The following is a 24,215-nucleotide window of genomic DNA, read 5'->3' on the forward strand; positions in this document are numbered from 1 at the left end:
CTATGGGTTTTAAATGTGGTATCGTTGGTTTACCTAATGTTGGTAAATCGACACTATTTAATGCATTAACTAAGGCGGGCATTGAAGCCGCTAACTTCCCTTTTTGTACCATCGAACCAAACACAGGTGTGGTTCCGGTTCCTGACGCTCGCTTAGACGAACTAGCAAAGATCGTTAACCCACAACGCATCTTGCCTACAAGCATGGAATTCGTTGATATCGCAGGCTTAGTAAAAGGCGCATCGAAAGGTGAAGGGCTTGGTAACCAATTTTTAGCCAATATTCGTGAAACAGATGCGATAGGCCACGTAGTTCGCTGTTTTGAAGACGAAAACGTCATTCACGTAGCCGGCACTATCGACCCTGCAGACGATATTGACGTTATTAACACTGAGCTTGTACTTGCTGATATGGACAGTGCTGAGAAGGCGCTTTTCCGTAACGCTAAAAAAGCAAAAGGCGGTGATAAAGACGCGAAAGAGCAAAATGCAGCACTTGAAAAAGTAAAGGTACACCTTGATGAAGGGCTAACTTTACGTTCTTTAGAGCTAACTAAAGAAGAAAAAGCAGCCATTGCTTCTATCAACTTTTTAACTATCAAACCAACTATGTATATTGCTAACGTTGCTGAAGATGGTTTTGAAAATAACCCGCTCCTTGACCGCGTTCGTGAGATAGCGGCTGCAGAAGATGCCGTGGTTGTTCCAGTATGTGCGGCGATTGAATCTGAATTGTCTGAGCTTGAAGAAGAAGACAAGCTTGAATTTATGGCTGATCTTGGTTTAGAAGAGCCAGGCCTTAACCTTGTTATTCGCGGCGGCTATGAACTACTCCATTTACAAACTTACTTTACCGCTGGTGTAAAAGAAGTACGTGCATGGACAATTCCTGTTGGCGCAACGGCACCACAAGCAGCAGGTAAAATTCATACCGACTTTGAACGTGGCTTTATCCGCGCGCAAACCATTGCTTATGATGATTACATCACTTATCAAGGTGAAAGTGGCGCAAAAGAAGCAGGTAAAATGCGTCAAGAAGGTAAAGAATATATCGTTAAAGATGGCGATGTTATGAACTTCTTGTTCAACGTATAGACATCATTATTGCTAACTCTTGTTTAGCAATAACTTTAAAGACTCGTAAATACGAGCCTTTTTTGTATCTGTATACTGGTTCATAACACACAGCTTTAAGTTAAAAGATATTAAAGCAGTTAAAAAAACACCGTTTTTAATAAAAAATAGCCGCTTAGCTTAATTTTCCTGCAAACAAACCCTGATAAGTGTTTTTTTGCAAAAAAGGTGTTGACGGATTTAGGTCATATCAGCATAATACGCCCCGCACTCAGCAATGAAGTGTTAACAAAAAAGATGGCTAAGTAGCTCAGTTGGTTAGAGCACATCACTCATAATGATGGGGTCACAGGTTCAAATCCCGTCTTAGCCACCATTCTTTTTTGTACTCAATGAAGAGTTTAAAATAACTACCAAGTGTTTAATTACACAAAGTATGCGGGAGTGGCGGAATTGGCAGTTGCCTTGAATTAGACGCTGGATTTAGGTTTCAAAACATTATTGCCTGTATATGCTCGATGCGGGAGTGGCGGAATTGGTAGACGCGCTGGATTTAGGTTCCAGTAACTTCGGTTGTGAGAGTTCAAGTCTCTCCTTCCGCACCATGTTCTTGATAAGAATTAAAACTATCAATTGTTTTCTGTTGGGATATCGCCAAGCGGTAAGGCACCAGGTTTTGATCCTGGCATTCCCAGGTTCAAATCCTGGTATCCCAGCCAACAATGGCTAAGTAGCTCAGCTGGTTAGAGCACATCACTCATAATGATGGGGTCACAGGTTCAAATCCCGTCTTAGCCACCATTTCTTCTTTTAGAAGTGGCTCTGCAAGAGTAAAATTGCACTCAATGAAGAGTTTAAAATAACTACCATTTCTTTGATTAATTCAAAGTGATAATGCGGGAGTGGCGGAATTGGTAGACGCGCTGGATTTAGGTTCCAGTAACTTCGGTTGTGAGAGTTCAAGTCTCTCCTTCCGCACCATGTTCTTGATAAGAACTAAAACTATCAATTAATTCTTAGTTGGGATATCGCCAAGCGGTAAGGCACCAGGTTTTGATCCTGGCATTCCCAGGTTCAAATCCTGGTATCCCAGCCAACTTCTTCTACCAAAGAAATGTTGTTTAAGAAATCTCTGTTAAGAGTTTAAATATAAGCTTATATGCGGGAGTGGCGGAATTGGTAGACGCGCTGGATTTAGGTTCCAGTAACTTCGGTTGTGAGAGTTCAAGTCTCTCCTTCCGCACCATGTTCTTGATAAGAACTAAAACTATCAAATAATTCTTAGTTGGGATATCGCCAAGCGGTAAGGCACCAGGTTTTGATCCTGGCATTCCCAGGTTCAAATCCTGGTATCCCAGCCAACTTCTTCTACCAAAGAAATGTTGTTTAAGAATATAGAACTGTGGAGTGGCGGAATTGGCGGTTGTCTTAAATTAGACGCTGTATTTTGGTTCCAAAACGATTAACTGCATTCTAAGAACTGCGGGAGTGGCGGAATTGGTAGACGCGCTGGATTTAGGTTCCAGTAACTTCGGTTGTGAGAGTTCAAGTCTCTCCTTCCGCACCATGTTCTTAATTAGAACTAAAACTCATCCAAATTTAGAGTTGGGATATCGCCAAGCGGTAAGGCACCAGGTTTTGATCCTGGCATTCCCAGGTTCAAATCCTGGTATCCCAGCCAATTTATTAACCCTCTCTCTTTAATCTTTAATCTTTAATCTTTAATCTTTAATCTTTAATCTTTAATCTTTAATCTTTAATCTTTAATCAAAAATTGTTTGAGTGAGTTTTCACCCACTCTGGCGTAAAACTATTATTTTATTTCACCACTAATCGCGTATTTCAAAACCCAGTTTTTTACCGAGCCAGTATTATTCGCTAATTTCAAAAAGCGATTACGCGCCCATTGCAACGGTGTAAGTTGATTCGAAAAACCAAAATAACACGCATCCATCATACTCATCATCAACAAGTTTGCTTTGCGACGGGTTTGCTCGTAGCGTTTAAGGTGTCTTACAGCACCAATATCATCTGCCGTAGCTAAAATATCAGCAAGGGCCGCCACATCTTGAAAGCCTAAATTAACCCCCTGCCCAGCTAAAGGGTTTATCGTATGTGCTGCATCTCCAACTAACACTAAACGCCCTGTTGAATATTTATTAGCGTGTTGGCGAGCAAGTGGGAAGACCGCTTGATTATCAATTTCAAAATCACCTGCTAGCGGCGCAAAATTTTCAATTATTTGTTGTTTTAATTGCTCTTTGGTTAATTTATTTAAATTTTGTAACTTCGCTGCGTCGTCGTACCAAATTAAATTAGCGTAAGGTGCCTGCATAGGTAAAAATGCAACTGGGCCGCTAGGTTTAAACTGTTGCCATGTTTTAATTTGCTGCGGGGCATCCAATTTAATTAAAACGCCCATACAGTGTTGTTGGTATTGCCAACCAGTTACCCCAATATTTGCTTTTGCGCGCAATTGCGACTGACCACCATCTGCTGCAATAACTAAATCAGCACTGTAGCGCTGCTCACCATAAATTAGGCTAATATCTTGCGCCGTTTGTTCAATTGCACAAATCGGCGATTTAATATCAATTACCTCAATACCGTATTGCTCAAACTGATGCCATAAACTGGCTTGAATTAATTTGTTCTCGATTAAATGACCTAAGTGCGATGTGTTAATGTCGCTGCAATCGAACAACAAATTATCGTCAAGACGTTCAAACGCTTCTAATTGCTGGTATGGCGCTAAGCGAGATTGTCTTAAAAGTGCCATAGCACCTAGCTCATCGAGTAGTTTCTCAGAAAAACGATTGATAGCCGATACGCGTATATCGATAGTTTCGCTTTGCAGTACTTGCTCAGCATTGATAGGTCGTTGCTCTATCACACGTACATCACAACCTTGCTTCGCTAATTTTACAGCCATTGCAGCGCCGACCATTCCACCACCCACGACGATAACTTTGTTTTTTTGCATATTTTTTATCACAACTAAGGTCAATTACTATGAGATTGATTGTAACGTACTTGGCTGAAAAAATGCGAGTTGCTTTGCTGCTCTGGCCCCTTAATGCAAGGTTTGTTTGATTTCAAACCACAAAGATCAAATCTATACTTGGATCTGAGCGGGTATCCAGATAAAATACGCGTCCTTTAAGTTAGCGGGCATTTAAATGCTCATGCCACTTAATCCTGTTTCTAGCACATTTTAGTGCCACTACCGAATTGAAAACGAGGCTATATTTCAATGAGTAAAAAGCTGCATATTAAAACTTGGGGTTGTCAGATGAATGAGTACGACTCTCAGAAAATGGCGGATCTCCTCGATGCAACCAACGGCTATCAGTTAACTGAAGAAGCCGGTGAAGCAGATGTCATTCTACTCAATACGTGTTCAATTCGTGAAAAAGCACAAGAAAAGGTGTTTCATCAACTGGGTCGTTGGAAGTTATTAAAAGATGACAAGCCAGACTTAATTATTGGTGTAGGTGGCTGTGTTGCTTCGCAAGAAGGTGATTCTATTCGCCAACGCGCCCCTTTTGTTGATGTGATTTTTGGCCCACAAACTTTACACCGTTTGCCTGAAATGATTAAACAAGTGCAAGGCAATAAAGGCAGTTCAGTGGTTGATATTTCATTCCCAGAGATTGAAAAGTTCGACCGTTTGCCTGAACCAAAAGCTGAAGGCCCAAGCGCATTTGTATCTATTATGGAAGGTTGCTCAAAATACTGTACTTTCTGCGTGGTCCCATATACCCGCGGTGAAGAAGTAAGCCGCCCACTTGATGACGTATTGCTTGAAGTTGCTCAACTTGCAGAGCAAGGCGTGCGTGAAGTTAACCTGCTTGGTCAGAACGTGAATGCTTATCGTGGTGAAACTTACGATGGCGAAATTTGTTACTTCTCAGATTTAATTCGTTATGTAGCAGCAATTGATGGTATCGACCGTATTCGTTATACCACATCGCACCCAGTAGAATTTACGCCTGATATTATTGACGCCTACGCAGATGTACCTGAGCTTGTTGATCACTTACACCTACCAGTGCAAAGTGGTTCTGACCGTATTCTTAATTTAATGAAACGCGGCCATACTGCCCTAGAATACAAATCAACAATTCGTAAGCTGCGTAAAATCCGCCCTAATTTAAGCATGTCGTCTGACTTCATTATTGGCTTTCCGGGTGAAAGCAAGATGGACTTTGAAGCCACCATGAACCTTATTAACGACATCGGTTTTGATATGAGCTTTAGCTTTATCTACAGTGCACGTCCAGGTACTCCAGCTGCGGATTTGCCTGATGATGTATCTGAGCAAGAGAAAAAAGAACGCTTATACCTACTACAGAACCGCATTACTCAGATGGCCCAGCAAATCAGCCGCCAAATGTTTAATACCGAACAACGCATACTCGTTGAAGGTCCATCAAAGAAAAACCCGATGGAATTACGTGGTCGTACAGAGAACAACCGCGTGGTAAATTTCGTAGGACCTCATAATGTGATCGGTCAGTTTGTTGATGTACGTATTACTGAAGCACTACCAAACTCTTTACGTGGTGACTTAATTCGTACAGAATCAGAAATGAACTTGCGCCGTGACGTTGCCCCTGCTGATATTTTAAGTAAAGCAGCACAACCTGAACCACAAGCCGCACCGAACGAAATTGGTGTTGCGACATTCGTTCCGTAGGCGATAATGATTGTGCCAGCAATAGCTGGCACACCACAACAGGAAGCCATTTTGAGTAATCAGTTAAAAAAATTAGAGATTTATTTAGAACCCTCCGACAATAAGCGCCTATCTTCTTTATGCGGCCCGTTTGATGAAAATATCAAACAAATTGAACGCCGTTTGGGTGTAGAAATAACTCATCGTGACAACTACTTTAAAATTACCGGTAAAACAACAAGTGCCTTTGCTGCGATGGAAATCGTCAAAGACTTGTATGTTGAAACCCAGCCTGTACGTGGTGTGGTTAACGATATTGAACCGAACACAGTGCATCTAGCCATTACTGAATCAACCGCGCTTGAACAAGATGAGCTAAGCGAATACGGCAAAGAAGTAGTGATTAAAACGCGCCGAGGCGTGATTAAACCACGCAACGATAACCAGGGCCATTACGTATCGAATATTTTTCGTCACGATATTACCTTTGGTATCGGTCCCGCTGGAACTGGCAAAACATACCTTGCTGTGGCAGCGGCAGTTGATGCATTAGAACGTCAAGAAATACGCCGAATATTGCTTACTCGCCCCGCTGTTGAAGCCGGTGAACGGTTAGGTTTTTTACCTGGTGATTTAAGCCAAAAAATCGACCCATACTTGCGACCATTATATGACGCGCTATTTGAAATGCTAGGCTTTGAAAAGGTTGAAAAACTGCTTGAGCAGAACGTGATAGAAGTTGCTCCACTTGCTTTTATGCGTGGACGAACCTTAAACGACGCCTTTATTATTTTAGATGAAAGCCAAAATACCACCGTCGAGCAAATGAAAATGTTCTTAACCCGTATCGGTTTTAATTCTAAAGCAGTAATAACGGGTGATATTACCCAAGTTGATCTACCACGCGGTGCCCGCTCAGGCCTTCGCCACGCAATTAATGTATTGAGTGATGTGGATGAAGTCAGCTTTAACTTTTTCCAGTCACACGATGTGGTACGCCACCCCGTTGTAGCACGTATTGTTGAAGCCTATGAGCGTAATGACGAAGCTGAGCGTACTAAACGTGCCGAAAAACAACGTGCAAAAGATTTACTCGCCAATGCCGAGCAATCTGACACTGAGACTAAAGAGTAATACTGTGACAACAGAACTTGATTTACAAATTGCCTGTGAGTTTGACAACTTACCTAGCCTTGAACAATTTGCGTTATGGGCTAACAAAGTGCTCAGTCAGTATCGCGATGAATCTGAATTAACGATTGTGATTGCAGACGAAGAGCAAAGCCAGCAACTTAATAATGATTACCGTGGTAAAAATAAACCAACTAATGTGTTGTCATTCGAATTTGAGGCACCACCAGGGATAGAGCTCCCACTAGTTGGCGATTTAATCATTTGTCCAGCCATTGTTTTAGCTGAAGCAAATGAGCAAGAAAAGACCTTTCATGACCACTTTGCCCATATGGTGATCCACGGATGCTTGCATTTACTTGGGTTTGACCATATAAAGGACGAAGATGCGAACGAGATGGAAAGCATAGAAAAGCAATTACTTGCCGATCTAGGCATAGCAGACCCATATCGGGACGATATTTAATTTAACGGAGCAAATAGACGCAATGAGCGACGATAACTCGCAGACTAGCCAGGGTTCTTCTAGCAAGACCTGGTTGGGTAGAATTACCCAAATGTTGCAAGGGGAACCCCAGAATAGAGAAGAGCTGGTTGAAGTAATTGCCGATGCGCAAGAACGGGATGTCATTGATCCTGAAACCAAAGAGATGATTGAAGGTGTGCTTGGTGTATCTGAGCTTAAAGTGCGAGACATCATGATCCCGCGCTCACAAATGATCACCTTAGAGGTTGATGCACAGCTAGAACAATTAATACCTATGATGGTTGATTCAACGCATTCACGTTTTCCTGTGGTTTGCGAAGACAAAGACCATGTAGAAGGTATTTTATTAGCAAAAGATTTACTGCCGTTAATATTAAACAAAGACGATCAATTACCGTCTTTACGTGACTACTTACGCCCAGCTGTTGTGGTGCCTGAGAGTAAACGCGTAGACACATTACTGAATGAATTTCGTCAACAACGCTACCACATGGCTATTGTTATTGATGAGTATGGTGGTGTATCTGGTTTAGTCACTATCGAAGATATCTTAGAAATCATCGTAGGTGAAATTGAAGACGAGCATGACGAAGAAGAAGAGCAACAAGATATTCGTCAACTTGCCAAACATGTTTATGTAGTGCAAGCGCTAACACCTGTTGATGACTTTAACGAAAAGTTTAAAACAGGCTACAGCACACAAGAAGCCGACACTATCGGTGGCACTGTGTTGCACGCGTTTGGCCATATGCCAGGACGCGGGGAAACCATCGAAATTGATGGCCTACAATTTAAAGTAACCAATGCAGATAGCCGTCGCTTATTGCAACTACAGGTTACCGTACCTAAGGCTGATGATAGCGACAGTGAAGACAATACTGACTAACTGCCTAAACTTAGCAAAAGATACAAAAGCATGGCTCGCACTCGTTGCGGGCCTTCTTTTAACTTTAAGCTATGCTCCTTTTGGGATTTGGCCCCTGACCTTTGTTTGCCTGCTATTGGCAATTTACACCACACATAACCTGCAATACGGTAAACAACCCAGTAAACAAGCCGCCAAATATGGTTTTATTTTTGGTCTAGGCTGGTTTGGAGCAGGTATAAGCTGGGTACATGTGTCTATTGCCACATTTGGTGGCATGCCACTGGCAGCCTCAGTGCTCCTTATGGTGCTGCTATGTGCCTATCTAGCTATCTACCCTGCCCTTGCCTTTATGTTTGCCACACGCTTTGCTAGCGGTTCACATAGCTATGGCTTATTACTTATTAGCGGTTTTGCTGTTACTGAGTATTTACGTGGGGTGGTGTTAACCGGTTTTCCATGGCTAAGCTTTGGTTACACACAAACTGATAGCCCATTAAATTATTTGGCCCCCACAGTCGGCGAATTTGGCTTAACATTACTCTGTATTACCATTGCATTTTCACTTTACCAACTCCTGTTCAATCGCAGTATTAAGGGCGCGTTAGCCACAGCAGGCTTAATCGCACTCATTTCACTAGTTGGCAACTTAAGTCAAAACCCTCACTATAACGATAAAACCATCAGTACATTACTCGTTCAGGGTAATATTAAACAACATTTGCGGTTTGAGCCCAGTGAGTTTTGGACCACCATGAGTAAGTACCAAGACATGACGCGCCCTCACTGGAATGCTGACTTAGTCGTTTGGCCAGAAGCCGCTGTGCCTGAAATAGAGGCCCTTGCTGACAGTTTTTTAGTCGGTCTTGATAGCGCGGCCTCATTTAATGAAACCGCCCTTATTACGGGTATTGTCGACTACCAGCTTGATACTAAAACTATCTTCAATACCCTCATAGTACTGGGTAATAAAGAACGTGACGACAAGCACGGCCATTATCAATACCTAGGTAAAAACCGTTATCAAAAACACCAGCTACTGCCTATTGGTGAGTTTGTACCGTTTGAAGATATTCTGCGCCCTATCGCGCCTTTGTTTGATTTACCCATGTCATCATTCACACGTGGGGATGAAGTACAAAACAATTTACGCGCCAACGGCTTAAATATTCTCCCTGCTATCTGCTACGAAATTGCCTTTGCCAACCTTGTACGTGGCAATTACCATAGTGAGTCTGATATTTTATTCACAGTAAGTAATGATGCCTGGTTTGGCGCCTCCCACGGTCCGCACCAGCATATGCAAATCGCCCGTATGCGTGCCCTTGAATTACAACGCCCGCTTATTCGAGTCACAAACAACGGCATTAGCGGGGTTTACGACCCAATCAGTCAAGTTCAAGTCAGCATGCCACAGTTTGAAGCCGACGTACTTAAAGTCGATGTTAAACTCATTCAAGGGAATAGTATTTACAGCCAATATGGTAACTGGCCGGTTTGGATTGTAGTGGTGTTGATGGGGGTTATAGGGATAGCGGTAAGCCGTAAGCCGTAAGCCGTAAGCCGTAAGCCGTAAGCCGTAAGCCGTAAGCCGTAAGCCGTAAGCCAGTTTATTCGTAGGTTGGATTGAGTGCAACGAAACCCAACAACTTAAAAAGATTTATTTTGCGCAGATCATTAATACTATACGTGATTTTTTAAGCTCATATTTCATTTATTAGCTTGAAAACCTTAGTTAGACTAAAACATGTAGTTTTATAACAATAGATGTTATTTACTTCGTTTCATCAGTTTTTTATGCACTGCATCTTTATCTCGTTTGCCGATAGCGAGTACATATACTACAACTTCATCATCAATCACTTCATAGGCGAGCCTGTAGCCTGCTGTGCGCAATTTTATTTTATATACGCTATCAAAACCTCTTAATTTCGATGCTGGTACATGAGGATTTTCTAGTCGCTCTATGAGTTTCTTTTTAAACTGACTTTTTATCGGTGGAGCAAGTTTGTTCCACTCTTTTAGTGCTACGGGTAAAAATTTGAGCTTATAAGTCATCAATATTAACTTCAACAGCCTCTGATAAGTCTGCTCTGCGACTTTCGATAATTTTTGCTAATTCAATATCGTCGATAAGTTCCATTAGAAACTCATACGTTTGCGCAGGTACTAAATAAGCTGCTGGTTTATTGTGATTTAAAATAGCTATCGCTGAACCATCAGCTTCATTTAATAACGCTGTTGGGTTTTTCTTTAATTCTGAAATACTTGCTGAACAGTCTGCTAATATTTGTCTCATAACTCACCAAAATGACCATAAATATGAGCTAAATTTAGACCTTTTTTAGTTTTATAGCTAGCTATTTTTGCAGCCTTTTATTTTAGGTACACCCTACTTCGTAAACAACTTCTCAAACAATAGCTCGGCTTGTTTTAGGCCTTCTTCGGTCAGTACGACTGATTTAGCTTTACCAATAGGGTTATCTATTAAACCTTTATCATGCAATCTATTAGTAATATCCCAATCAATTTGCTTCCATGCACGGCAGTGATCGTGCAAGGTTAGATACATCAGCGCTAATGCAGCGTCATCTATTTTATCTTCATCAATTTGTGTTTCAGTATTCATTGTCCACCCCTCATTTGATTGCATTATTAAATCTTAAGGTTGCACTGTATTGTCCAATAAAAGCGCTTTTTGCCATAAATGGCGACCTACAATTTATAGCTAAATGCCGAAGTTTGAGCAAACCAGAACTAAAATATTTACCCGTTCGAATTTATAATTCATTCCTTAATCGCCTTTTCTATTATTTCTGGAGTGGCGGGCTAATTCATACTCCCTTTTATAACAACTGTTGCTGATATTTTATCTTGAATGGCTTGACGGTTTGGGTCCCAATATACTTGTAAGAACCCCAATAAACCAGTTGCAAAGCCTGCGCCATAACCACCGTAACGACCAAAGCAATCAAGTAAACCTAACGCCTCTCCATTCAAAGCGACTACACGAATATTACACACCTTTTTACCCGGCGTTTGCCCTTTCCATAAAAGAGAAAACAAAGTGAAATAAATCGCAGCCCAGCCAAAGCCCAAACCTAAATCCTCTATGATACCTATAGCCCACTTTAAAATACTATGAGATGTTGTTGAGTTTGACTGTGGCTCTATATCGTCAACTCCCTCTAATAGTTGTTCATCATGTGATTGCTGGCTTGACTCAATGAGCAAATACAGCAGCCCTTTCGCCATATTAATATCTTCAATCTCGTTAACTTCGCTGAGCTCATCAAGTTCAGCGAGCTTTGGTACTTGAGATACTAAATTAGCCAACTTAGCTGTTTGACACGCTTGATCGCACAGCTGCTCACCTGAGGTTTGTTTTAAATACGCCTTAGCAACCTGTATTTCTTCTGGGCTTAATACTATATCTTGCTGAACACCCGCACTTTCAGCCACAGCGTCACCATCAAAGTAATCAATTGCGACTGACAATAAATACAACGAGCTAAAAAACAACAAGGTAGCTGCCGTTAATTTTAATACTCGCCGCCAAAATGAGTTCATTTTAGGTAAGTGTTTTTGCGCAGTGCCTTTATAAAAAGCCACTGTAGCCACAAATGCAATTAAAGCGGCACTGAGCTTTGCCGCAAGAAAGATTAACATAACATCAATAATCATCGCTGACGCTCGCCTTGTTGGCGATGCCAGCGATAACCCTAATAATGCTTCATCTATTTTAAATGCATAAGGTGTAATGACTTCTTTGGTTTCAGAGTGTGTTAACTTCAACTCTTCTATTTGTTTAGCCTTCATAAAGTTCTTATATCCTTGAGCTATTATTAGTAGCTAAACCATTAACGCAAGATTATCAATAAACGGTTTATTCTGTTCATCAATAATTTGAATAATGTCTTTGTGTAATCGTTTTTTATGCTCTGCAAAAATAGGCCGTTTTTTGTCAAATGTAGCGGCGAATTCCATCACATCAGCAAGTAAAGTATCGTTATCTTTTGAAGCCTTTTCGATAATGTGATCGACCGCTAACTCTGCGCCTGGGACGCGTCGGCCGGTTAGTTTCATTTCATTAAAGCGGTAATAAGGCATCGCTTTTTTTACAAAAGCTATCATGCCGGGTAAAAATGGAATAGATAAATCAACTTCAGGGAAGCAAAAGAACCCGCGATCTGCTCGCATAAATCTAAAGTCACAGGCACACGATAAAATAGCTCCGTTACCAAAAGCATGGCCATTAATCGCCGCAATAACTGGCATCGGGAACAGTAATAATGTTTTAAACACCTCATCCATATCATACATAAAGCAACGTATTTCATCCGCCTTTTGAGCTTTCATTGCAGGCATGAGCCAATCTGTATCTATGCCTAAACTCCAGCTTTTTTCATCATTTGAGGTAATAACTAAGGCTTTATGATTTTCGTTTTCAAGCACTTCACTTAATAGCGTCTTTAGAGTCGAGGCAAAAGCGGGATTCTGGCGGTTTTCACCATTGGTCATTGTAATAACTGCCACGCTCCCCTGCGTGGATAATGTCATAATACTCATAGTCGTACCTTTTAATTTTTATTGTGTGATTAGATTGCCCCTTTAACATTACAGGCGCTTATTGTTAATAATGCCATGGTTAATGTTTATGTTACTAGGGCTAAAGCTAACGAATTGTTTGTCTAAAGGATTAAAATTGATCACAATGCTCACTCAATCATTTAACTGCAGTGGTAATTACATATGAATAAAACAGCAATTGTTATTGGTGCCACAGGATTAATAGGTAGCCATTTAGTTGAGCAGTTAATTAGCGCAGTCCATATCAATAAAGTGATTACACTTACTCGTCGCCCTGTTAGTTATAACAGTAATAAAGTCATTAATTATGTGGTGGACTTTGCACAATTAGAGCAACACTCAAGTCTTTTTAAAGCAGATATTCTATTTTCATGCTTAGGTACAACCAAAAAAGCCGCGGGCTCAATTGATGCACAGCGAAAAGTAGACTTTAACTACCAACTTCATGCAGCTCAACTTGCTGCAAAGAACGGGGTTGAACACTATTTATTAGTGTCGTCCAGCGGTGCAAATGCTAACAGTCGCAGTGCGTATTTAAAAATGAAAGGTGAGCTTGACCAAGCGGTAACCCAGCTTAACTTTAAACAGATTAGCATTATACAGCCCTCTTTATTACTTGGGGAGCGAGATAATGATTTTAGGCTTGGCGAAAATCTTGGCAGCGTATTTTTACCTGTATTATGTATGCTCCCAGGCCTTAAAAAGTTTAGGCCAATAACTGGCAAACAAGTCGCTATAAAAATGTGTAATAGCAGTGCCCAACCAGCTCAGGGACTAAAATATTATAAACTAGATGAATTATTTCAATAATAAAAAAGCCCCATCAATAAAGTGATGAGGCTGTCAGAATAGTTATGGTATGTATTACGGCGTCACAGCTGGGTAAACGTAGCTTGCATCAAGACCAAGCGGGATACCAAGTGCCCAGTAGCCCAGTAAAAACAAACTCCAACCAATCATAAAGGCAATTGAGTACGGCAGCATCATAGCGATGAGTGTACCGATGCCAGTGCCTTTAACATACTTTTGACAGTACACCACTACGAGCGGAAAGTAAGGCATTAACGGGGTAATAATGTTTGAGCTTGAATCACCTACACGATACGCGGCTTGCGTTAAATCAGGTGAAATACCTAACTGCATGAGCATAGGCACAAACACCGGGCCGAGTAATGCCCACTTAGCAGAACTTGAGCCTACAAATAAGTTAACAAAGCCTGTTAAAAAGATAATGCCTACAACAGTTACGGCGCTAGGTAGCTCCATCGCCTTTAACAGCTGCGCCCCTTCAATAGCTAGAAGCGCTCCTAGATTTGATTTACTAAATGCAGCAATAAATAACGAGCAGAAAAATGCCATAACAATATAATACGACATACCATGCATTGCTTTACTCATCGCATCGATCATATCTTTAGAGCTTTTAAAAGTACCAACGGTAAAGCCATAGACCGCACCTGGTATCCAAAACAATAAGAAAATTAACGGTACGATTGATTGCATTAAGGGTGATCTAAAGTTAGTGAGTGAACCATCAGCGCTGCGCATGGCAGAATCGGCTGGTGCTGATACAAACGCGAGTAACGCAAGACCCGCGACCATTACCGCACTTGCAATAAAAAATGCGCGTTTTTCATCGCTTCTAGCATCTTCGAAAACAGGTAGATCCTCACTATTACCATCAAGTTCAGTATTCTTTAATCGAGGCTCAATAATTTTATCAGTGATATACCAGCCTAATAAAACAATAAATAAGCTAGAAGCCGAGGTAAATGCCCAGTTATTTAATGGGTTAATCGACATCGTCGGATTAATGATTTGCGCCGCACTTTGGGTAAAGCTTTGTAATAACGGGTCGATGCCAGATGGAATAAAGTTAGCTCCAAAGCCACCACTAACACCGGCAAATGCCGCAGCAATGCCTGCAAGTGGATGACGACCAGCCGCATAAAAAATAACACCCGCTAATGGAATAACTAATACATAACCGGCATCGGTAGCGGTATGGCTAACAATCGCAACCAAAATAATAGAAGGCGTAAGTAACTGTTTAGGCGTTACTTTTAGCATAAGTTTTAAGCCAGTATTGATAAAGCCTGAATGCTCTGCAACACCAACCCCTAACATAGCAACTAATACCACACCTAATGGCGCAAAACCGGTAAAGGTTTTTACCATCGAAGACAAAAAGGTGGCAAGTGAATCACTGGCCAACATGTTATTAATTATAATGGCTTCGCCTGTACGGGGGTCAATAGCGTCAAAGTTAACGCCTGAAAACCACCACGACAAAAACCAAATTAGTAACATGGCAAATAAAAATATAATTGCCGGATCAGGTAGTTTGTTTCCAACCCTTTCGACAAAGTTTAAAAACCGTGCAACTAGCCCTGTCGGCATCGTTGCATCATTATTGTTATTCATTTCGCTTGTTCCCTAGAATTTTAACCTGCATACATTACCGTAAATGCCGCGTTAGGTAAATTTTAAGTAAACAATAAAATCACAGTTCAGGGACAAATGTTGTGTGCATGAACAAAAAAACGGCCATTCAGCCGCTTTTATATCTATTCGCATGAATTACATTTACGCCAGCGCTTTTACTTCTTCCCAAATACGTACAACAAGCGCTTTATCGTCTTCATTAAGTTCGCCATTGCGATAGGCTTTCACTAAGCTTTTTTCAACCGTTTCATTGAGCTCTGATACTTCTAAATTAAGCTCTTCAACTTGTGCATACCCCACAGCTAAATCAAAATGACCGCGTAAATAACCACCGGCAAACAACTCGTCATCAGTGGCTTTAATGACTAAATCATCAAAGTATTGCTGCGCTGCATCTATATAACTTACTAAACTCATTTACTTCTCCTGTACTTGCAGGGTATCTTGGTGACCCACAGCATACATAACATGGTCGTTAAATCCGGTTGTAACACGGATATAACCGCTTAATTCATCATCTAACTCACTATCGCCAGTATCAGCAATCAGTGGTCGGCCATTTAAGGCTTGTAATTTGGTTTTGGTTGCCACAACAATAATATTTTCTTTACCGATTGCACGAATAAGTGCAGGACTTAATTGTTGGTTACCACGGCCAAAAATATGCCCTTGGCCACCAATTAAAGTGATCACTAATTTAGTATCAATGCCATTAGTTGCATCCAGTAACTGTTGCGCCGTTAAATCTTGACCAATAACGGCTTGATCTTGTACTAAATCAACACCTAACAAGGTGTTTTCAAGACCCATTTCTTCCATTATGGCCTCAACGGTTGAGCCACTGCCCATAATATATTTAAAATCTTCATCCATTTCAGACACAACATAGGCGGCAATATCTGCCAGCACTAATTCGTCAGTTTCTTTACCGCCATTTTTAACGGCTTGTACATAACGTACTTCACTCGGCACTTGCATTTCACCATAGCGCTTTGCTTTGACTGTTCCTTGACGAAAGGCATCTTCATCAATATCCATAACATCTGCATCTGCTAACGTTACCAGCTCACCTTTTACCAGCATCTCAACAACACGACCCGCCGCTTTAGGAGTAATGGCATAAACACCAGAGTGAATTTTGCAGCCTGCTGGAATGCCCAGCACAGGAACACTGTCATCCACCGCATGACAAATATTGCGCGCTGTGCCATCACCACCAGCAAATAAAAGTAAATCAACACCAAGCTGTTGCAATGCTTTGGCTGCAAGCTCGGTGTCTTCACTGGTTGTAGAACGTTCGCTACGATAAATAACCTGTGTCGCAAAGCCCATCGCTTTTGCTGTATTTTCACCCATAGCATCATTGACCGTGAAAATCGTTATTTGTGCTTTATGGGGTAATAATACCTCAAGAGCGGCTTTAGTCCGTATGTTAGCTTTAGGCTGTGCCCCTAATTCAATTGCCTTTGCGGCGGTCTCTACACCGTCACTGCCCTTTAATGCAACACTGCCACCTAAACCTGCAACAGGGTTTACAATTAAGCCTAATTTAAACTGCATTCTTTAGCTCCTTTGGGTGCTGCCATGCAAACTGAGTAGCACTCATCGGCCACGGTGTGTTATAAAATTCACTTAAGGCCTTAAGTAATTTATGGGTACGCACATTAAAGCCGTTACTCAGTAAATATAAAACTTGCTGATGAACTCGTGCTTGAAAGTCAAAGCGACAGGTTTGCTCACCATTTAAATTATCAACCGATACATTAAACTCAAAACCGGCGGCAACACTGAGCGCCCATTCAATTGCTTGGGGTTTTATTTCAACGCTTTCAAACTCAGCCTGCTGGGCTTTATCTCGGCCATCAGGGCAATACCAATAGCCGTAATCTTCTAATAATCGTCGCTTATCACCTGCCACTAACCAATGAGCCACCTCGTGCAGAGCACTGGCATAAAAGCCATGGGCAAAAATGATTTGGTGGTAAGGCGTTTGCTCGTTTGCTGGCATATAAACAGGCTCATGCTCCCCTTTTACCAAGCGCGTATTATGGCTTTGATAAAAATTCGACTCAAAAATAGATATTAGATCGGCTATTTGATGCATATAGATCTGAAAAGGCCTCGATAAACGGTAACTAGTACGCTGTAAAAACGAGGCGAATTGTACGAGCTTTTAAAGATAAAGTAAAAATCTTGCGCTATAAAAAACCTAGGCATAGTCAATTAACCGCTTATACTTCACCTACATTGGCGCTTTCACTAAGATAGCGTTTCAAAAGCTGAGTATTACGCGTATTCGCTTTAAAATAAGCATCAAAAATATCGCCAAAAAACGGGATCAATCCACCCACAAAATCAATCAACATATTTATAATGATGCGTGACTTTAGTTGCGAGCCCACACCTAGGCGCTGGGCTTCAAAAAGGATATAGCTTGATAATATCAGCCCCGCTAAATCACCAATGCCGGGTATAAGCCCTATAAGTGCTTCAATACCAAACTTAAAACGAGTAAAGGGTATGCCTATACTGCTATCAGTGAAACGACTAAACCTTTCTAAGCGTTTTAACGTTGCTTGGTGATCAATGTTATTAATCATAAACCCTCATACACAAAAGCAGCCTATCAAGATAAGGCTGCCCCATATCAATGAAATTGACTAAATAACATCAACGCCAGCTTCATCCGCTTGTACAATATCTGTTTCAGTCCTAGATTCAATGATCCAACGCTGTAGTACAGAGCAAGCCATTACAGTGTCACAATATTGCTGTGCTAACGGGGATAAGTTAAGTTGATATGTTTTTAACCGTAATACAACTGGGGCATACATAGCATCTGCAATACTAAATTCACCAAACAACCAACTGTTTGGATAAAGCGTTTGCTGTGTGGAAAATATTTCATCGATGCGTGCAAGGTCTTTTTTTGCTGCATCGGATAATTCAAGGTGACGCGTTGCCCGTATATTCATCGGCATTTCATTACGAAGTGCCATAAACCCGGAATGCATTTCGGCACTTATACTTCGCGCTTGTGCTCGCAAAGCGACCGCTTTTGGCCAGGCTGCATTAGACAAATAAGCATCATTGATGTATTCACAAATGGCCAACGAATCCCATATTTGCAATTCGCCATCTATCAATGCAGGTACTTTTGCTACCGTAAAGCGTTTTTGCAGTTCGCTATAAAACTCAGGTGTATCTAAAACAAGTTGTTGCTCAGCAAACTCAATATTGAATTTACTCATTAAATACCATGCTCGTAGAGACCAGCTCGAGTAGTTTTTATTACCAATAAATAATTGCATTGATTATCCTTTTACAAAGCGACAAAAAACGCGATAAAAATCGCGTTTTGAAGAGTAAAAACTGAGGTTTATAAAAACCCAACCCGTTACACTGAGCCGTTTATTGGCCCATGTTCATGATTAACATGTGGGTTTTGCCCGCGTTGGCGCAGTAAATGATCCATCAGTGTGATTGCCATCATGGCTTCGGCTATTGGAATGGCACGAATGCCTACACACGGGTCATGGCGACCTTTAGTGATCATCTCAACCGCTTCATTTTCAGTATTAATACTGTTACCAGGGATAGTAATACTTGATGTTGGTTTTAGCGCGATTGAGGCGATAATATCTTGCCCAGTCGAAATTCCCGCCAATACGCCACCAGCATGATTTGAGGTGAAGCCGTCCGGTGTTAACTCATCGCGGTGCTCTGAACCTTTTTGCTCAACCACATCAAAACCATCACCAATTTCAACACCTTTTACTGCGTTAATACTCATTAATGAGTGAGCAAGTTCAGCATCAAGCCTGTCAAAAACAGGTTCACCTAGGCCTACAGGAACATTTTTGGCCACAACTTTGACCTTAGCACCCACTGAGTCGCCTTGCTTTTTTAAATCCCGCATATATTCATCAAGGGCTTCAAGCTTGCTGGCATCAGGGAAAAAGAATAAGTTGTTCTCTACTTCATTCCAGTCGTAATTTTCAGCTTTTATTGGCCCAAGTTGGCTTAAACAGGCACGGACTTCAATACCATGAAACTGTTTTAGGTATTTTTTAGCAATGCTGCCTGCCGCTACGCGTATTGCGGTTTCACGAGCCGATGAACGACCACCGCCACGGTAATCACGCAAGCCGTATTTATGCCAATAGGTATAATCGCCGTGGCCAGGGCGAAATACATCTTTAATTTTACCGTAATCTTTTGAGCGTTGATCGGTATTTTCAATCAGTAAACCAATACTAGTACCTGTGGTTTTACCTTCAAAGACGCCCGAAAGAATTTTAATTTGGTCTTCTTCCCTGCGCTGCGTTGTATAACGGCTTTGCCCTGGTTTACGACGGTCTAAATCTATTTGTAAGTCGGCCTCTGTGATTTCAAGGCCTGCTGGTGTGCCATCGACAACCCCGCCTAAGGCGACGCCATGGCTTTCACCAAAAGTGGACACTTTAAATAATTGCCCTATGCTATTACCTGCCATTGCTTTCCTCATTCCTAATGACTACTAAGTACCGAGCCTAAGGCTCGGCTTTTATTTTTTATGCTGCTCAGTCCGCGAAATATTCAACTAGCTGCTTTTTGCTGATCACAAATACGCCTAGGCCGCCTTGCTCAAACTCGACCCATTCAAACGGCGCGCCTGGATATAGTGCATCCATGTGTACCATAGAGTTACCCACTTCGACAAATAACAAACCGTTATCAGTTAGATGTTCTGCTGCTTCACTTAATATTGTGCGGGTAACATCGAGGCCGTCATGACCCGATGCAAGACCTAGTTCTGGCTCATGGTGGAACTCACGCGGTAAGTCGGCCATATCTTCAGCATCAACATACGGTGGATTGGCAACGATAAGATCGTATTTTTGTCCTGGTACACCACTAAATACGTCTGATTGAATTGGTAGTACACGATCATTTAGCTGATAATCGGTAATATTAATATCAGCCACTTCAAGTGCTTCATATGAAATATCAACTGCATCGACCTGTGCAGTCTCAAATGCTTGTGCAAGAGCAATTGCAATACATGCAGAGCCAGTACATAAGTCTAAAATGCGGTTAACTGACTCAGGTTGCTGCAACCAAGGTGTAAAGCGATTATTAATCAACTCAGCAAACGGTGAGCGAGGAATTAATACGCGTTCATCCACATAAAATGGCATATTTGCAAACCAGGCTATATTGGTTAGATATGGAACAGGTGTAAAATCATTAATTCGCTCTGCAATTAAACCCGCTAGGCGATTTTTCTCTGTGCTTGTAAGCCGTGCGTGCATTAATTCTTTTGGTGCATCAATTGGTAAACTTAATGCTGGAAGTAATAAGCTAACCGCTTCGTCCCATGCATTATCGGTCCCATGACCAAAGAAAATACCACTGCTGGCAAACTGACTGGTTGTCCAACGTAACCAGTCATGCAATGTTGAAAGTTCTGCAACAGCTTCATCTAAGGTTGCTTCTTCTATTAGTAATTCGCTCATGTGTGTTATCTGCCTGCTTACTTTCAAAAAATGTATATTCAATCGAGGTGGATTAACCTCTTGATTGCCCTATTGTAACTCGTTTCAACATCGGTTTTTACTCGATTTTTAGCATTTTTTTGTTTAGACTGCCGCTATGAAAAAAGATCCTCACTCAAACAGCCAAATCAGCACTGACGACATTGACTTGTTTCGTCAAAGTATTAACGGTGCCCGTGTATTTAAACAAGACACCCATCGTTTTGCTAATAAACCTAAAGTGTCACAAGCGAAGCAATTTGCCCAGCAAAAAAAGCAACAACAATCAGAATTTTTCTTTTCTGATGAGTATGTGCCAGATATAGACACTAACGGTACAGTTAATTATGTGCAAGATGGTCAAGACCGCTTTTTAGCTAAGCAATTGCGTCGTGGGGATTTTATTCCTGATTTAACCTTAGACTTGCATGGCTTGAATAAAGAAATTGCTAAAGACGAGTTAGCAGGCTTAATCCATGAGTGTAAGAAAAAACATTACTACTGTGCGTGCGTTGTTCATGGTATTGGTGGGCATATACTCAGACATAAAGTACCACAATACCTTGTACAACACCCCGATGTGATCGCAATGCATCAAGCCCCCCTTGAATACGGTGGTAAAGGCGCAGTGCTTATTTTAATTAACTTACCACAAAGTGATGAATTTAGACGTTAACCATTAGTTAAGCTCGACATTCACTTTTTACTTTAAGGCAATAAAGCAGTGCACATTTTTTCAATTATCTTTCCGCTGATATTTATTGTTGCCCTTGGTTACAGCTGCTGTAAATTAAAATTTTTTCAACAACAACACATTGCAGGACTCAGCAAGTTTACTTTTTATATCAGTTTACCTGCTTTTCTATTGCTTAATATGTCACGTATTGATCTGCAGCAAAGCATTAGCTTATCTGCATTTCTTAGCTTTTACATCCCGGTATTATTGGTGTTTGTCTGTGGCATTGTTATCGATCGCTTTTATTTAGCAAAGCAAAAAAATTACCAAGAACACAGCGTATTTGGCTTAGCATCAAGTTACTCAAATATGGTGCTGGTAGGTATACCTATTGTTATTGCCTCATTAGGTAAAGACATGATAGCCATCGCGTTTATGATCATTACTTTTCACAGTACCTTATTATTTGCTTTAACCTATCTGATCGGTGCAAAAGGCAGTGAGCACGCATTTTCATGGCCGACATTTATTAAAAGCATGGTGTTAAACCCGATAGTGTTAAGTATTGGCTGTGGGCTTTTATTAAACGTAAGCGGGATTCACTTATTTGATAATATAGCCAATAGTTTAGAGTTATTAGCAACGCCAGCGATTGCCTGCGCATTATTTGTACTGGGCGCAAACTTAGCATTTTACAAAATCGCGGCTAACTGGCAGCCCGCTTTAATTGCGTCATTAATGAAGATTCTTGTACTTCCTGCTGGGGTATTTTTAATCGGCAGCTATGCATTTTCACTCGATAGAGAGATTTTAAATGTGTTGGTACTGTTAAGTGCCTCTCCCGTCGGGGTAAACGCCTACCTCATTGCTAGCCAAATTGGTAAGCATCAAGTTACACTGGCTGGTGCCGTGGTGCTTTCAACCGTGCTGAGTGTGGTAAGCTTTAGCTTTTGGTTATCGGTGCTTTTGTAAGTTTAAAGCCCGCCTGCAACATCAATAAAACTTCCGGTAGTAAAAGAGGCTTGCTCAGACCCTAAAAAGTAAATTGCAGCGGCCACTTCTTCAGGCTCTCCGCCGCGTCCTAAAGGGAGCTTTTGCTTGAGCCTATCGACTCGTTCAGCTTCACCACCATCACGATGCATACCGGTATATATAAGCCCTGGCCTAACACCGTTCACACGAATATTTTGCTGCGCTACTTCTTTGGCAAGGCCAATAGTTAAAGTATCCAGCGCACCTTTAGACGCGGCATAGTCGATATATTCATTAGCTGACCCTGTTTTTGCTGCACCCGACGACACATTAACGATACTACCACCGTTATGCATACGTTTTATCGCCTCTTTACAGCACAAAAATGCACTGGTGACGTTCATCATCAGTATTTCATTGATACGATTGGCATCCATATCAATTAACTTCATTTGCGGCTTTAAAATACCGGCGTTATTGACCAGCACATCTAGCTTAGTAAATGTATTATCAATACTTTCGAACATGGCAATTACATCTTCTTCGCTAGAAACATCAGCTTGCAACATAACAACCTTCACACCAAAACCTTCAACTTGCTGCGCTACTTTTTTCGCTTGAACGTGATTTGTTTTGTAATTAAGACAGATATCGTAACCATGGCGAGCGAAATGAATGGCAGTCGCAGCACCTATTCCACGGCTAGCACCGGTTATTAATACGACTGGATTTGAGCTCATTGTCTATCCTGAGGGTTAAATTTTAATCTACTGTAAGTTTTTAAGCGACCTGTTGAGTTTATACTTTTCGATCAAGCCGCTTTAGGGGATTATTTAATTGCAGCGACAACTGATATCTCTACTAATAAGGCATCTCGCGCCATTTTAGCTTCCACACAGGCACGAGCAGGAGCGTGTCCTGCTGGCACCCACGCATCCCACACCGCATTCATATCAGCAAAGAAGTCCATGCTTTTTACATAAATAGTGGCACTGAGCATATGCTTTTTTGAGCTTCCTGCTTCATCTAAAAGTGCTTCTACTTTATCAAGCATAGTTTGGGTTTGTTCTTTAATACCTTGCTCTGCATCTGCACACACTTGGCCACATAAGTACACCGTGCCGTTATGTTTAACGATGCGGCTCATACGCGCACCCGTTTGAAGACGTTCGATAGTCATGTTCATTCTCTCGTTAATTTATTTGGCACTAATTTAGCAAAGTAAGACCAAGAAAGTTAACAATTTAGGATGAAATAATTTCTAGACCTCAACACTGACTGGGGAGTGTATACTCAAATATTGGCTTTTTTGCTGAGTATCATCATAACTGATCACCGCAACAGCTCCCGTGTTAAATATAGGCATATTGCCATTACTTAGCTGATCAACTAAATAACTAACTATCGGCATATGTGCTACCACTAACCAAGTCTCACACTCGGGGTGTAAGGCAATTAGGGTTTCAAGGTAATCCGCAGCCACTTGCGGGTTGCCTTCTGGAGTGATGTCAGTGCAAGTTTCTTCGTATACAAAAGCATTATTCTTTTTAACACCCATTGCCGTTTGCTGAGCTCGCACGTAGGGGCTAACTAATAAAGCATCTGGAGTATGCGTTTGCTGTAACCACTTTCCCATTTTTTCTGCTTGCTGTTGGCCAACTAGGGTCAAATTTCTACTTTCATCGTCAGCTTGCATCGGTGTTGCTTCGCCATGACGCATAATTAAGATTGTTTTCATAAAAAATCAACCGATTAAAGAATATAAAACAGTAGCCAGTTTGC

General features: G+C 41.4%; 26 protein-coding genes and 10 tRNA genes. 19 read left to right on the top strand and 17 right to left on the bottom strand.

Translation table 11 applies throughout. The annotated features are described in order from the left end of the window. The first annotated feature begins 2 nt into the window (after nt 1-2). The 11 genes from ychF (at nt 3) to NQT69_RS06880 (ending at nt 2,754) form a co-directional block, all read left to right on the top strand. Entirely contained in the window at nt 3-1,094 is a 1,092-nt protein-coding gene (gene ychF / locus NQT69_RS06830; protein ID WP_256826923.1) for a redox-regulated ATPase YchF, read from the top strand. Nucleotides 1,095-1,372: 278 nt separating this feature from the next. Continuing rightward, nucleotides 1,373-1,449: transfer RNA gene (locus tag NQT69_RS06835), tRNA-Met, on the top strand. Nucleotides 1,450-1,593: 144 nt separating this feature from the next. Continuing rightward, a tRNA-Leu gene (locus NQT69_RS06840) sits at nt 1,594-1,678 on the top strand. Between the two features lie 39 nt (nt 1,679-1,717). Next, nucleotides 1,718-1,792: transfer RNA gene (locus NQT69_RS06845), tRNA-Gln, on the top strand. A 5-nt stretch (nt 1,793-1,797) separates the two neighbouring features. Next, a tRNA-Met gene (locus tag NQT69_RS06850) sits at nt 1,798-1,874 on the top strand. A gap of 95 nt (nt 1,875-1,969) precedes the next feature. Further along, a tRNA-Leu gene (locus NQT69_RS06855) sits at nt 1,970-2,054 on the top strand. A gap of 40 nt (nt 2,055-2,094) precedes the next feature. Then, nucleotides 2,095-2,169, top strand: a tRNA-Gln gene (locus tag NQT69_RS06860). A 65-nt stretch (nt 2,170-2,234) separates the two neighbouring features. Further along, nucleotides 2,235-2,319, top strand: a tRNA-Leu gene (locus tag NQT69_RS06865). A 40-nt stretch (nt 2,320-2,359) separates the two neighbouring features. Next, a tRNA-Gln gene (locus NQT69_RS06870) sits at nt 2,360-2,434 on the top strand. 121 nt (nt 2,435-2,555) lie between these two features. After that, a tRNA-Leu gene (locus tag NQT69_RS06875) sits at nt 2,556-2,640 on the top strand. A 39-nt stretch (nt 2,641-2,679) separates the two neighbouring features. Next, nucleotides 2,680-2,754, top strand: a tRNA-Gln gene (locus tag NQT69_RS06880). Nucleotides 2,755-2,886: 132 nt separating this feature from the next. Here the strand turns inward: NQT69_RS06880 and NQT69_RS06885 are convergent. After that, complete coding sequence (locus tag NQT69_RS06885) at nt 2,887-4,056, bottom strand: FAD-dependent oxidoreductase (protein ID WP_256826924.1); 1,170 nt, start codon at nt 4,054-4,056, stop codon at nt 2,887-2,889. A gap of 270 nt (nt 4,057-4,326) precedes the next feature. On the opposite strand from NQT69_RS06885, the gene miaB reads away from it, so the two are divergent. The 5 genes from miaB to lnt are packed head-to-tail and all read left to right on the top strand — an operon-like array spanning nt 4,327 to nt 9,789. After that, nucleotides 4,327-5,772 carry a tRNA (N6-isopentenyl adenosine(37)-C2)-methylthiotransferase MiaB gene (miaB, locus tag NQT69_RS06890; RefSeq protein WP_256826925.1) on the top strand — a complete coding sequence of 482 codons (1,446 nt, stop codon included), beginning with the start codon at nt 4,327-4,329 and terminating at the stop codon, nt 5,770-5,772. 51 nt (nt 5,773-5,823) lie between these two features. Next, complete coding sequence (locus NQT69_RS06895; RefSeq protein WP_256827425.1) at nt 5,824-6,885, top strand: PhoH family protein; 1,062 nt, start codon at nt 5,824-5,826, stop codon at nt 6,883-6,885. A gap of 4 nt (nt 6,886-6,889) precedes the next feature. After that, entirely contained in the window at nt 6,890-7,348 is a 459-nt protein-coding gene (ybeY, locus tag NQT69_RS06900) for an rRNA maturation RNase YbeY (RefSeq protein ID WP_256826926.1), read from the top strand. 22 nt (nt 7,349-7,370) lie between these two features. Further along, nucleotides 7,371-8,255: a CNNM family magnesium/cobalt transport protein CorC gene (gene corC, locus NQT69_RS06905; protein ID WP_256826927.1), complete on the top strand. Its 885-nt coding sequence runs from the start codon at nt 7,371-7,373 to the stop codon at nt 8,253-8,255. Continuing rightward, entirely contained in the window at nt 8,236-9,789 is a 1,554-nt protein-coding gene (gene lnt / locus NQT69_RS06910) for an apolipoprotein N-acyltransferase (RefSeq protein ID WP_256826928.1), read from the top strand. Before corC ends, lnt begins: the two co-directional genes overlap by 20 nt. Nucleotides 9,790-10,004: 215 nt before the next feature. Here lnt and NQT69_RS06915 read toward each other — a convergent pair whose 3' ends face one another. The 5 genes from NQT69_RS06915 to NQT69_RS06935 form a co-directional block, all read right to left on the bottom strand. After that, a complete protein-coding gene (locus tag NQT69_RS06915) occupies nt 10,005-10,292 on the bottom strand; it encodes a type II toxin-antitoxin system RelE family toxin (RefSeq protein WP_256826929.1) in 288 nt (95 codons plus the stop codon). After that, nucleotides 10,282-10,533 carry a type II toxin-antitoxin system Phd/YefM family antitoxin gene (locus NQT69_RS06920; protein ID WP_256826930.1) on the bottom strand — a complete coding sequence of 84 codons (252 nt, stop codon included), beginning with the start codon at nt 10,531-10,533 and terminating at the stop codon, nt 10,282-10,284. Before NQT69_RS06920 ends, NQT69_RS06915 begins: the two co-directional genes overlap by 11 nt. A gap of 93 nt (nt 10,534-10,626) precedes the next feature. Then, on the bottom strand, nt 10,627-10,863 hold the full coding sequence (locus tag NQT69_RS06925; RefSeq protein ID WP_256826931.1) for a DUF6429 family protein: 237 nt from the start codon (nt 10,861-10,863) through the stop codon (nt 10,627-10,629). 200 nt (nt 10,864-11,063) lie between these two features. Next, nucleotides 11,064-12,053 (bottom strand): RDD family protein, encoded by a 990-nt coding sequence (locus NQT69_RS06930; RefSeq protein WP_256826932.1) that lies wholly within the window; start codon nt 12,051-12,053, stop codon nt 11,064-11,066. Between the two features lie 33 nt (nt 12,054-12,086). Next, nucleotides 12,087-12,803: an enoyl-CoA hydratase/isomerase family protein gene (locus NQT69_RS06935; RefSeq protein WP_256826933.1), complete on the bottom strand. Its 717-nt coding sequence runs from the start codon at nt 12,801-12,803 to the stop codon at nt 12,087-12,089. A gap of 183 nt (nt 12,804-12,986) precedes the next feature. On the opposite strand from NQT69_RS06935, the gene NQT69_RS06940 reads away from it, so the two are divergent. Continuing rightward, the gene (locus NQT69_RS06940) at nt 12,987-13,634 is read left to right on the top strand and encodes an NAD-dependent epimerase/dehydratase family protein (RefSeq protein ID WP_256826934.1); all 648 of its coding nucleotides are present in this window, start codon (nt 12,987-12,989) and stop codon (nt 13,632-13,634) included. A 54-nt stretch (nt 13,635-13,688) separates the two neighbouring features. Here NQT69_RS06940 and NQT69_RS06945 read toward each other — a convergent pair whose 3' ends face one another. The 8 genes from NQT69_RS06945 to prmB all read right to left on the bottom strand — a co-directional run bounded on the left by NQT69_RS06945 (nt 13,689) and on the right by prmB (nt 20,767). Further along, nucleotides 13,689-15,248, bottom strand: coding sequence for an AbgT family transporter (locus NQT69_RS06945; RefSeq protein ID WP_256826935.1), 1,560 nt, complete (start codon nt 15,246-15,248; stop codon nt 13,689-13,691). 162 nt (nt 15,249-15,410) lie between these two features. Then, on the bottom strand, nt 15,411-15,686 hold the full coding sequence (locus tag NQT69_RS06950) for a YfcL family protein (protein ID WP_256826936.1): 276 nt from the start codon (nt 15,684-15,686) through the stop codon (nt 15,411-15,413). Then, entirely contained in the window at nt 15,687-16,829 is a 1,143-nt protein-coding gene (locus tag NQT69_RS06955) for an ATP-NAD kinase family protein (RefSeq protein WP_256826937.1), read from the bottom strand. Then, nucleotides 16,819-17,373 carry an elongation factor P hydroxylase gene (locus NQT69_RS06960; RefSeq protein WP_256826938.1) on the bottom strand — a complete coding sequence of 185 codons (555 nt, stop codon included), beginning with the start codon at nt 17,371-17,373 and terminating at the stop codon, nt 16,819-16,821. Before NQT69_RS06960 ends, NQT69_RS06955 begins: the two co-directional genes overlap by 11 nt. Nucleotides 17,374-17,500: 127 nt before the next feature. Beyond that, nucleotides 17,501-17,869 (bottom strand): DUF4112 domain-containing protein, encoded by a 369-nt coding sequence (locus NQT69_RS06965; protein WP_256826939.1) that lies wholly within the window; start codon nt 17,867-17,869, stop codon nt 17,501-17,503. 60 nt (nt 17,870-17,929) lie between these two features. Continuing rightward, a complete protein-coding gene (locus tag NQT69_RS06970) occupies nt 17,930-18,580 on the bottom strand; it encodes a glutathione S-transferase family protein (RefSeq protein ID WP_256826940.1) in 651 nt (216 codons plus the stop codon). Nucleotides 18,581-18,666: 86 nt separating this feature from the next. Beyond that, nucleotides 18,667-19,764 carry a chorismate synthase gene (gene aroC, locus NQT69_RS06975; protein ID WP_256826941.1) on the bottom strand — a complete coding sequence of 366 codons (1,098 nt, stop codon included), beginning with the start codon at nt 19,762-19,764 and terminating at the stop codon, nt 18,667-18,669. 67 nt (nt 19,765-19,831) lie between these two features. Further along, nucleotides 19,832-20,767: a 50S ribosomal protein L3 N(5)-glutamine methyltransferase gene (prmB, locus tag NQT69_RS06980; protein WP_256826942.1), complete on the bottom strand. Its 936-nt coding sequence runs from the start codon at nt 20,765-20,767 to the stop codon at nt 19,832-19,834. A 136-nt stretch (nt 20,768-20,903) separates the two neighbouring features. Between prmB and smrB the strand changes: the two genes are divergently transcribed. Continuing rightward, on the top strand, nt 20,904-21,461 hold the full coding sequence (smrB, locus tag NQT69_RS06985) for an endonuclease SmrB (RefSeq protein WP_256826943.1): 558 nt from the start codon (nt 20,904-20,906) through the stop codon (nt 21,459-21,461). Nucleotides 21,462-21,509: 48 nt separating this feature from the next. After that, nucleotides 21,510-22,433, top strand: a complete 924-nt coding sequence (locus NQT69_RS06990; RefSeq protein ID WP_256826944.1) for an AEC family transporter — start codon at nt 21,510-21,512, stop codon at nt 22,431-22,433. A gap of 2 nt (nt 22,434-22,435) precedes the next feature. On the opposite strand, the gene NQT69_RS06995 is transcribed toward NQT69_RS06990, so the two are convergent. The 3 genes from NQT69_RS06995 to sixA form a co-directional block, all read right to left on the bottom strand. Next, complete coding sequence (locus NQT69_RS06995) at nt 22,436-23,173, bottom strand: SDR family oxidoreductase (protein WP_256826945.1); 738 nt, start codon at nt 23,171-23,173, stop codon at nt 22,436-22,438. Between the two features lie 89 nt (nt 23,174-23,262). After that, the gene (locus NQT69_RS07000; RefSeq protein WP_256826946.1) at nt 23,263-23,613 is read right to left on the bottom strand and encodes a RidA family protein; all 351 of its coding nucleotides are present in this window, start codon (nt 23,611-23,613) and stop codon (nt 23,263-23,265) included. A gap of 81 nt (nt 23,614-23,694) precedes the next feature. Next, a complete protein-coding gene (gene sixA / locus NQT69_RS07005; protein ID WP_256826947.1) occupies nt 23,695-24,171 on the bottom strand; it encodes a phosphohistidine phosphatase SixA in 477 nt (158 codons plus the stop codon). Between the last annotated feature and the right edge of the window lie 44 nt (nt 24,172-24,215).

Source organism: Pseudoalteromonas shioyasakiensis (assembly GCF_024518675.1).
In the GTDB taxonomy this organism is placed as follows: Bacteria; Pseudomonadota; Gammaproteobacteria; order Enterobacterales; family Alteromonadaceae; genus Pseudoalteromonas; species Pseudoalteromonas shioyasakiensis_B.

Excerpts from the sequence above, each read along its gene's own strand:
- ychF (WP_256826923.1), top strand. The coding sequence starts at position 3 with ATGGGTTTTAAATGTGGTATCGTTGGTTTACCTAATGTTGGTAAATCG.
- NQT69_RS06885 (WP_256826924.1), bottom strand. The coding sequence starts at position 4,056 with ATGCAAAAAAACAAAGTTATCGTCGTGGGTGGTGGAATGGTCGGCGCT.
- miaB (WP_256826925.1), top strand. The coding sequence starts at position 4,327 with ATGAGTAAAAAGCTGCATATTAAAACTTGGGGTTGTCAGATGAATGAG.
- corC (WP_256826927.1), top strand. The coding sequence starts at position 7,371 with ATGAGCGACGATAACTCGCAGACTAGCCAGGGTTCTTCTAGCAAGACC.
- NQT69_RS06915 (WP_256826929.1), bottom strand. The coding sequence starts at position 10,292 with ATGACTTATAAGCTCAAATTTTTACCCGTAGCACTAAAAGAGTGGAAC.
- NQT69_RS06920 (WP_256826930.1), bottom strand. The coding sequence starts at position 10,533 with ATGAGACAAATATTAGCAGACTGTTCAGCAAGTATTTCAGAATTAAAG.
- NQT69_RS06925 (WP_256826931.1), bottom strand. The coding sequence starts at position 10,863 with ATGAATACTGAAACACAAATTGATGAAGATAAAATAGATGACGCTGCA.
- NQT69_RS06930 (WP_256826932.1), bottom strand. The coding sequence starts at position 12,053 with ATGAAGGCTAAACAAATAGAAGAGTTGAAGTTAACACACTCTGAAACC.
- NQT69_RS06935 (WP_256826933.1), bottom strand. The coding sequence starts at position 12,803 with ATGAGTATTATGACATTATCCACGCAGGGGAGCGTGGCAGTTATTACA.
- NQT69_RS06940 (WP_256826934.1), top strand. The coding sequence starts at position 12,987 with ATGAATAAAACAGCAATTGTTATTGGTGCCACAGGATTAATAGGTAGC.
- NQT69_RS06945 (WP_256826935.1), bottom strand. The coding sequence starts at position 15,248 with ATGAATAACAATAATGATGCAACGATGCCGACAGGGCTAGTTGCACGG.
- NQT69_RS06950 (WP_256826936.1), bottom strand. The coding sequence starts at position 15,686 with ATGAGTTTAGTAAGTTATATAGATGCAGCGCAGCAATACTTTGATGAT.
- NQT69_RS06955 (WP_256826937.1), bottom strand. The coding sequence starts at position 16,829 with ATGCAGTTTAAATTAGGCTTAATTGTAAACCCTGTTGCAGGTTTAGGT.
- NQT69_RS06960 (WP_256826938.1), bottom strand. The coding sequence starts at position 17,373 with ATGCATCAAATAGCCGATCTAATATCTATTTTTGAGTCGAATTTTTAT.
- NQT69_RS06965 (WP_256826939.1), bottom strand. The coding sequence starts at position 17,869 with ATGATTAATAACATTGATCACCAAGCAACGTTAAAACGCTTAGAAAGG.
- NQT69_RS06970 (WP_256826940.1), bottom strand. The coding sequence starts at position 18,580 with ATGCAATTATTTATTGGTAATAAAAACTACTCGAGCTGGTCTCTACGA.
- aroC (WP_256826941.1), bottom strand. The coding sequence starts at position 19,764 with ATGGCAGGTAATAGCATAGGGCAATTATTTAAAGTGTCCACTTTTGGT.
- prmB (WP_256826942.1), bottom strand. The coding sequence starts at position 20,767 with ATGAGCGAATTACTAATAGAAGAAGCAACCTTAGATGAAGCTGTTGCA.
- smrB (WP_256826943.1), top strand. The coding sequence starts at position 20,904 with ATGAAAAAAGATCCTCACTCAAACAGCCAAATCAGCACTGACGACATT.
- NQT69_RS06995 (WP_256826945.1), bottom strand. The coding sequence starts at position 23,173 with ATGAGCTCAAATCCAGTCGTATTAATAACCGGTGCTAGCCGTGGAATA.
- NQT69_RS07000 (WP_256826946.1), bottom strand. The coding sequence starts at position 23,613 with ATGACTATCGAACGTCTTCAAACGGGTGCGCGTATGAGCCGCATCGTT.
- sixA (WP_256826947.1), bottom strand. The coding sequence starts at position 24,171 with ATGAAAACAATCTTAATTATGCGTCATGGCGAAGCAACACCGATGCAA.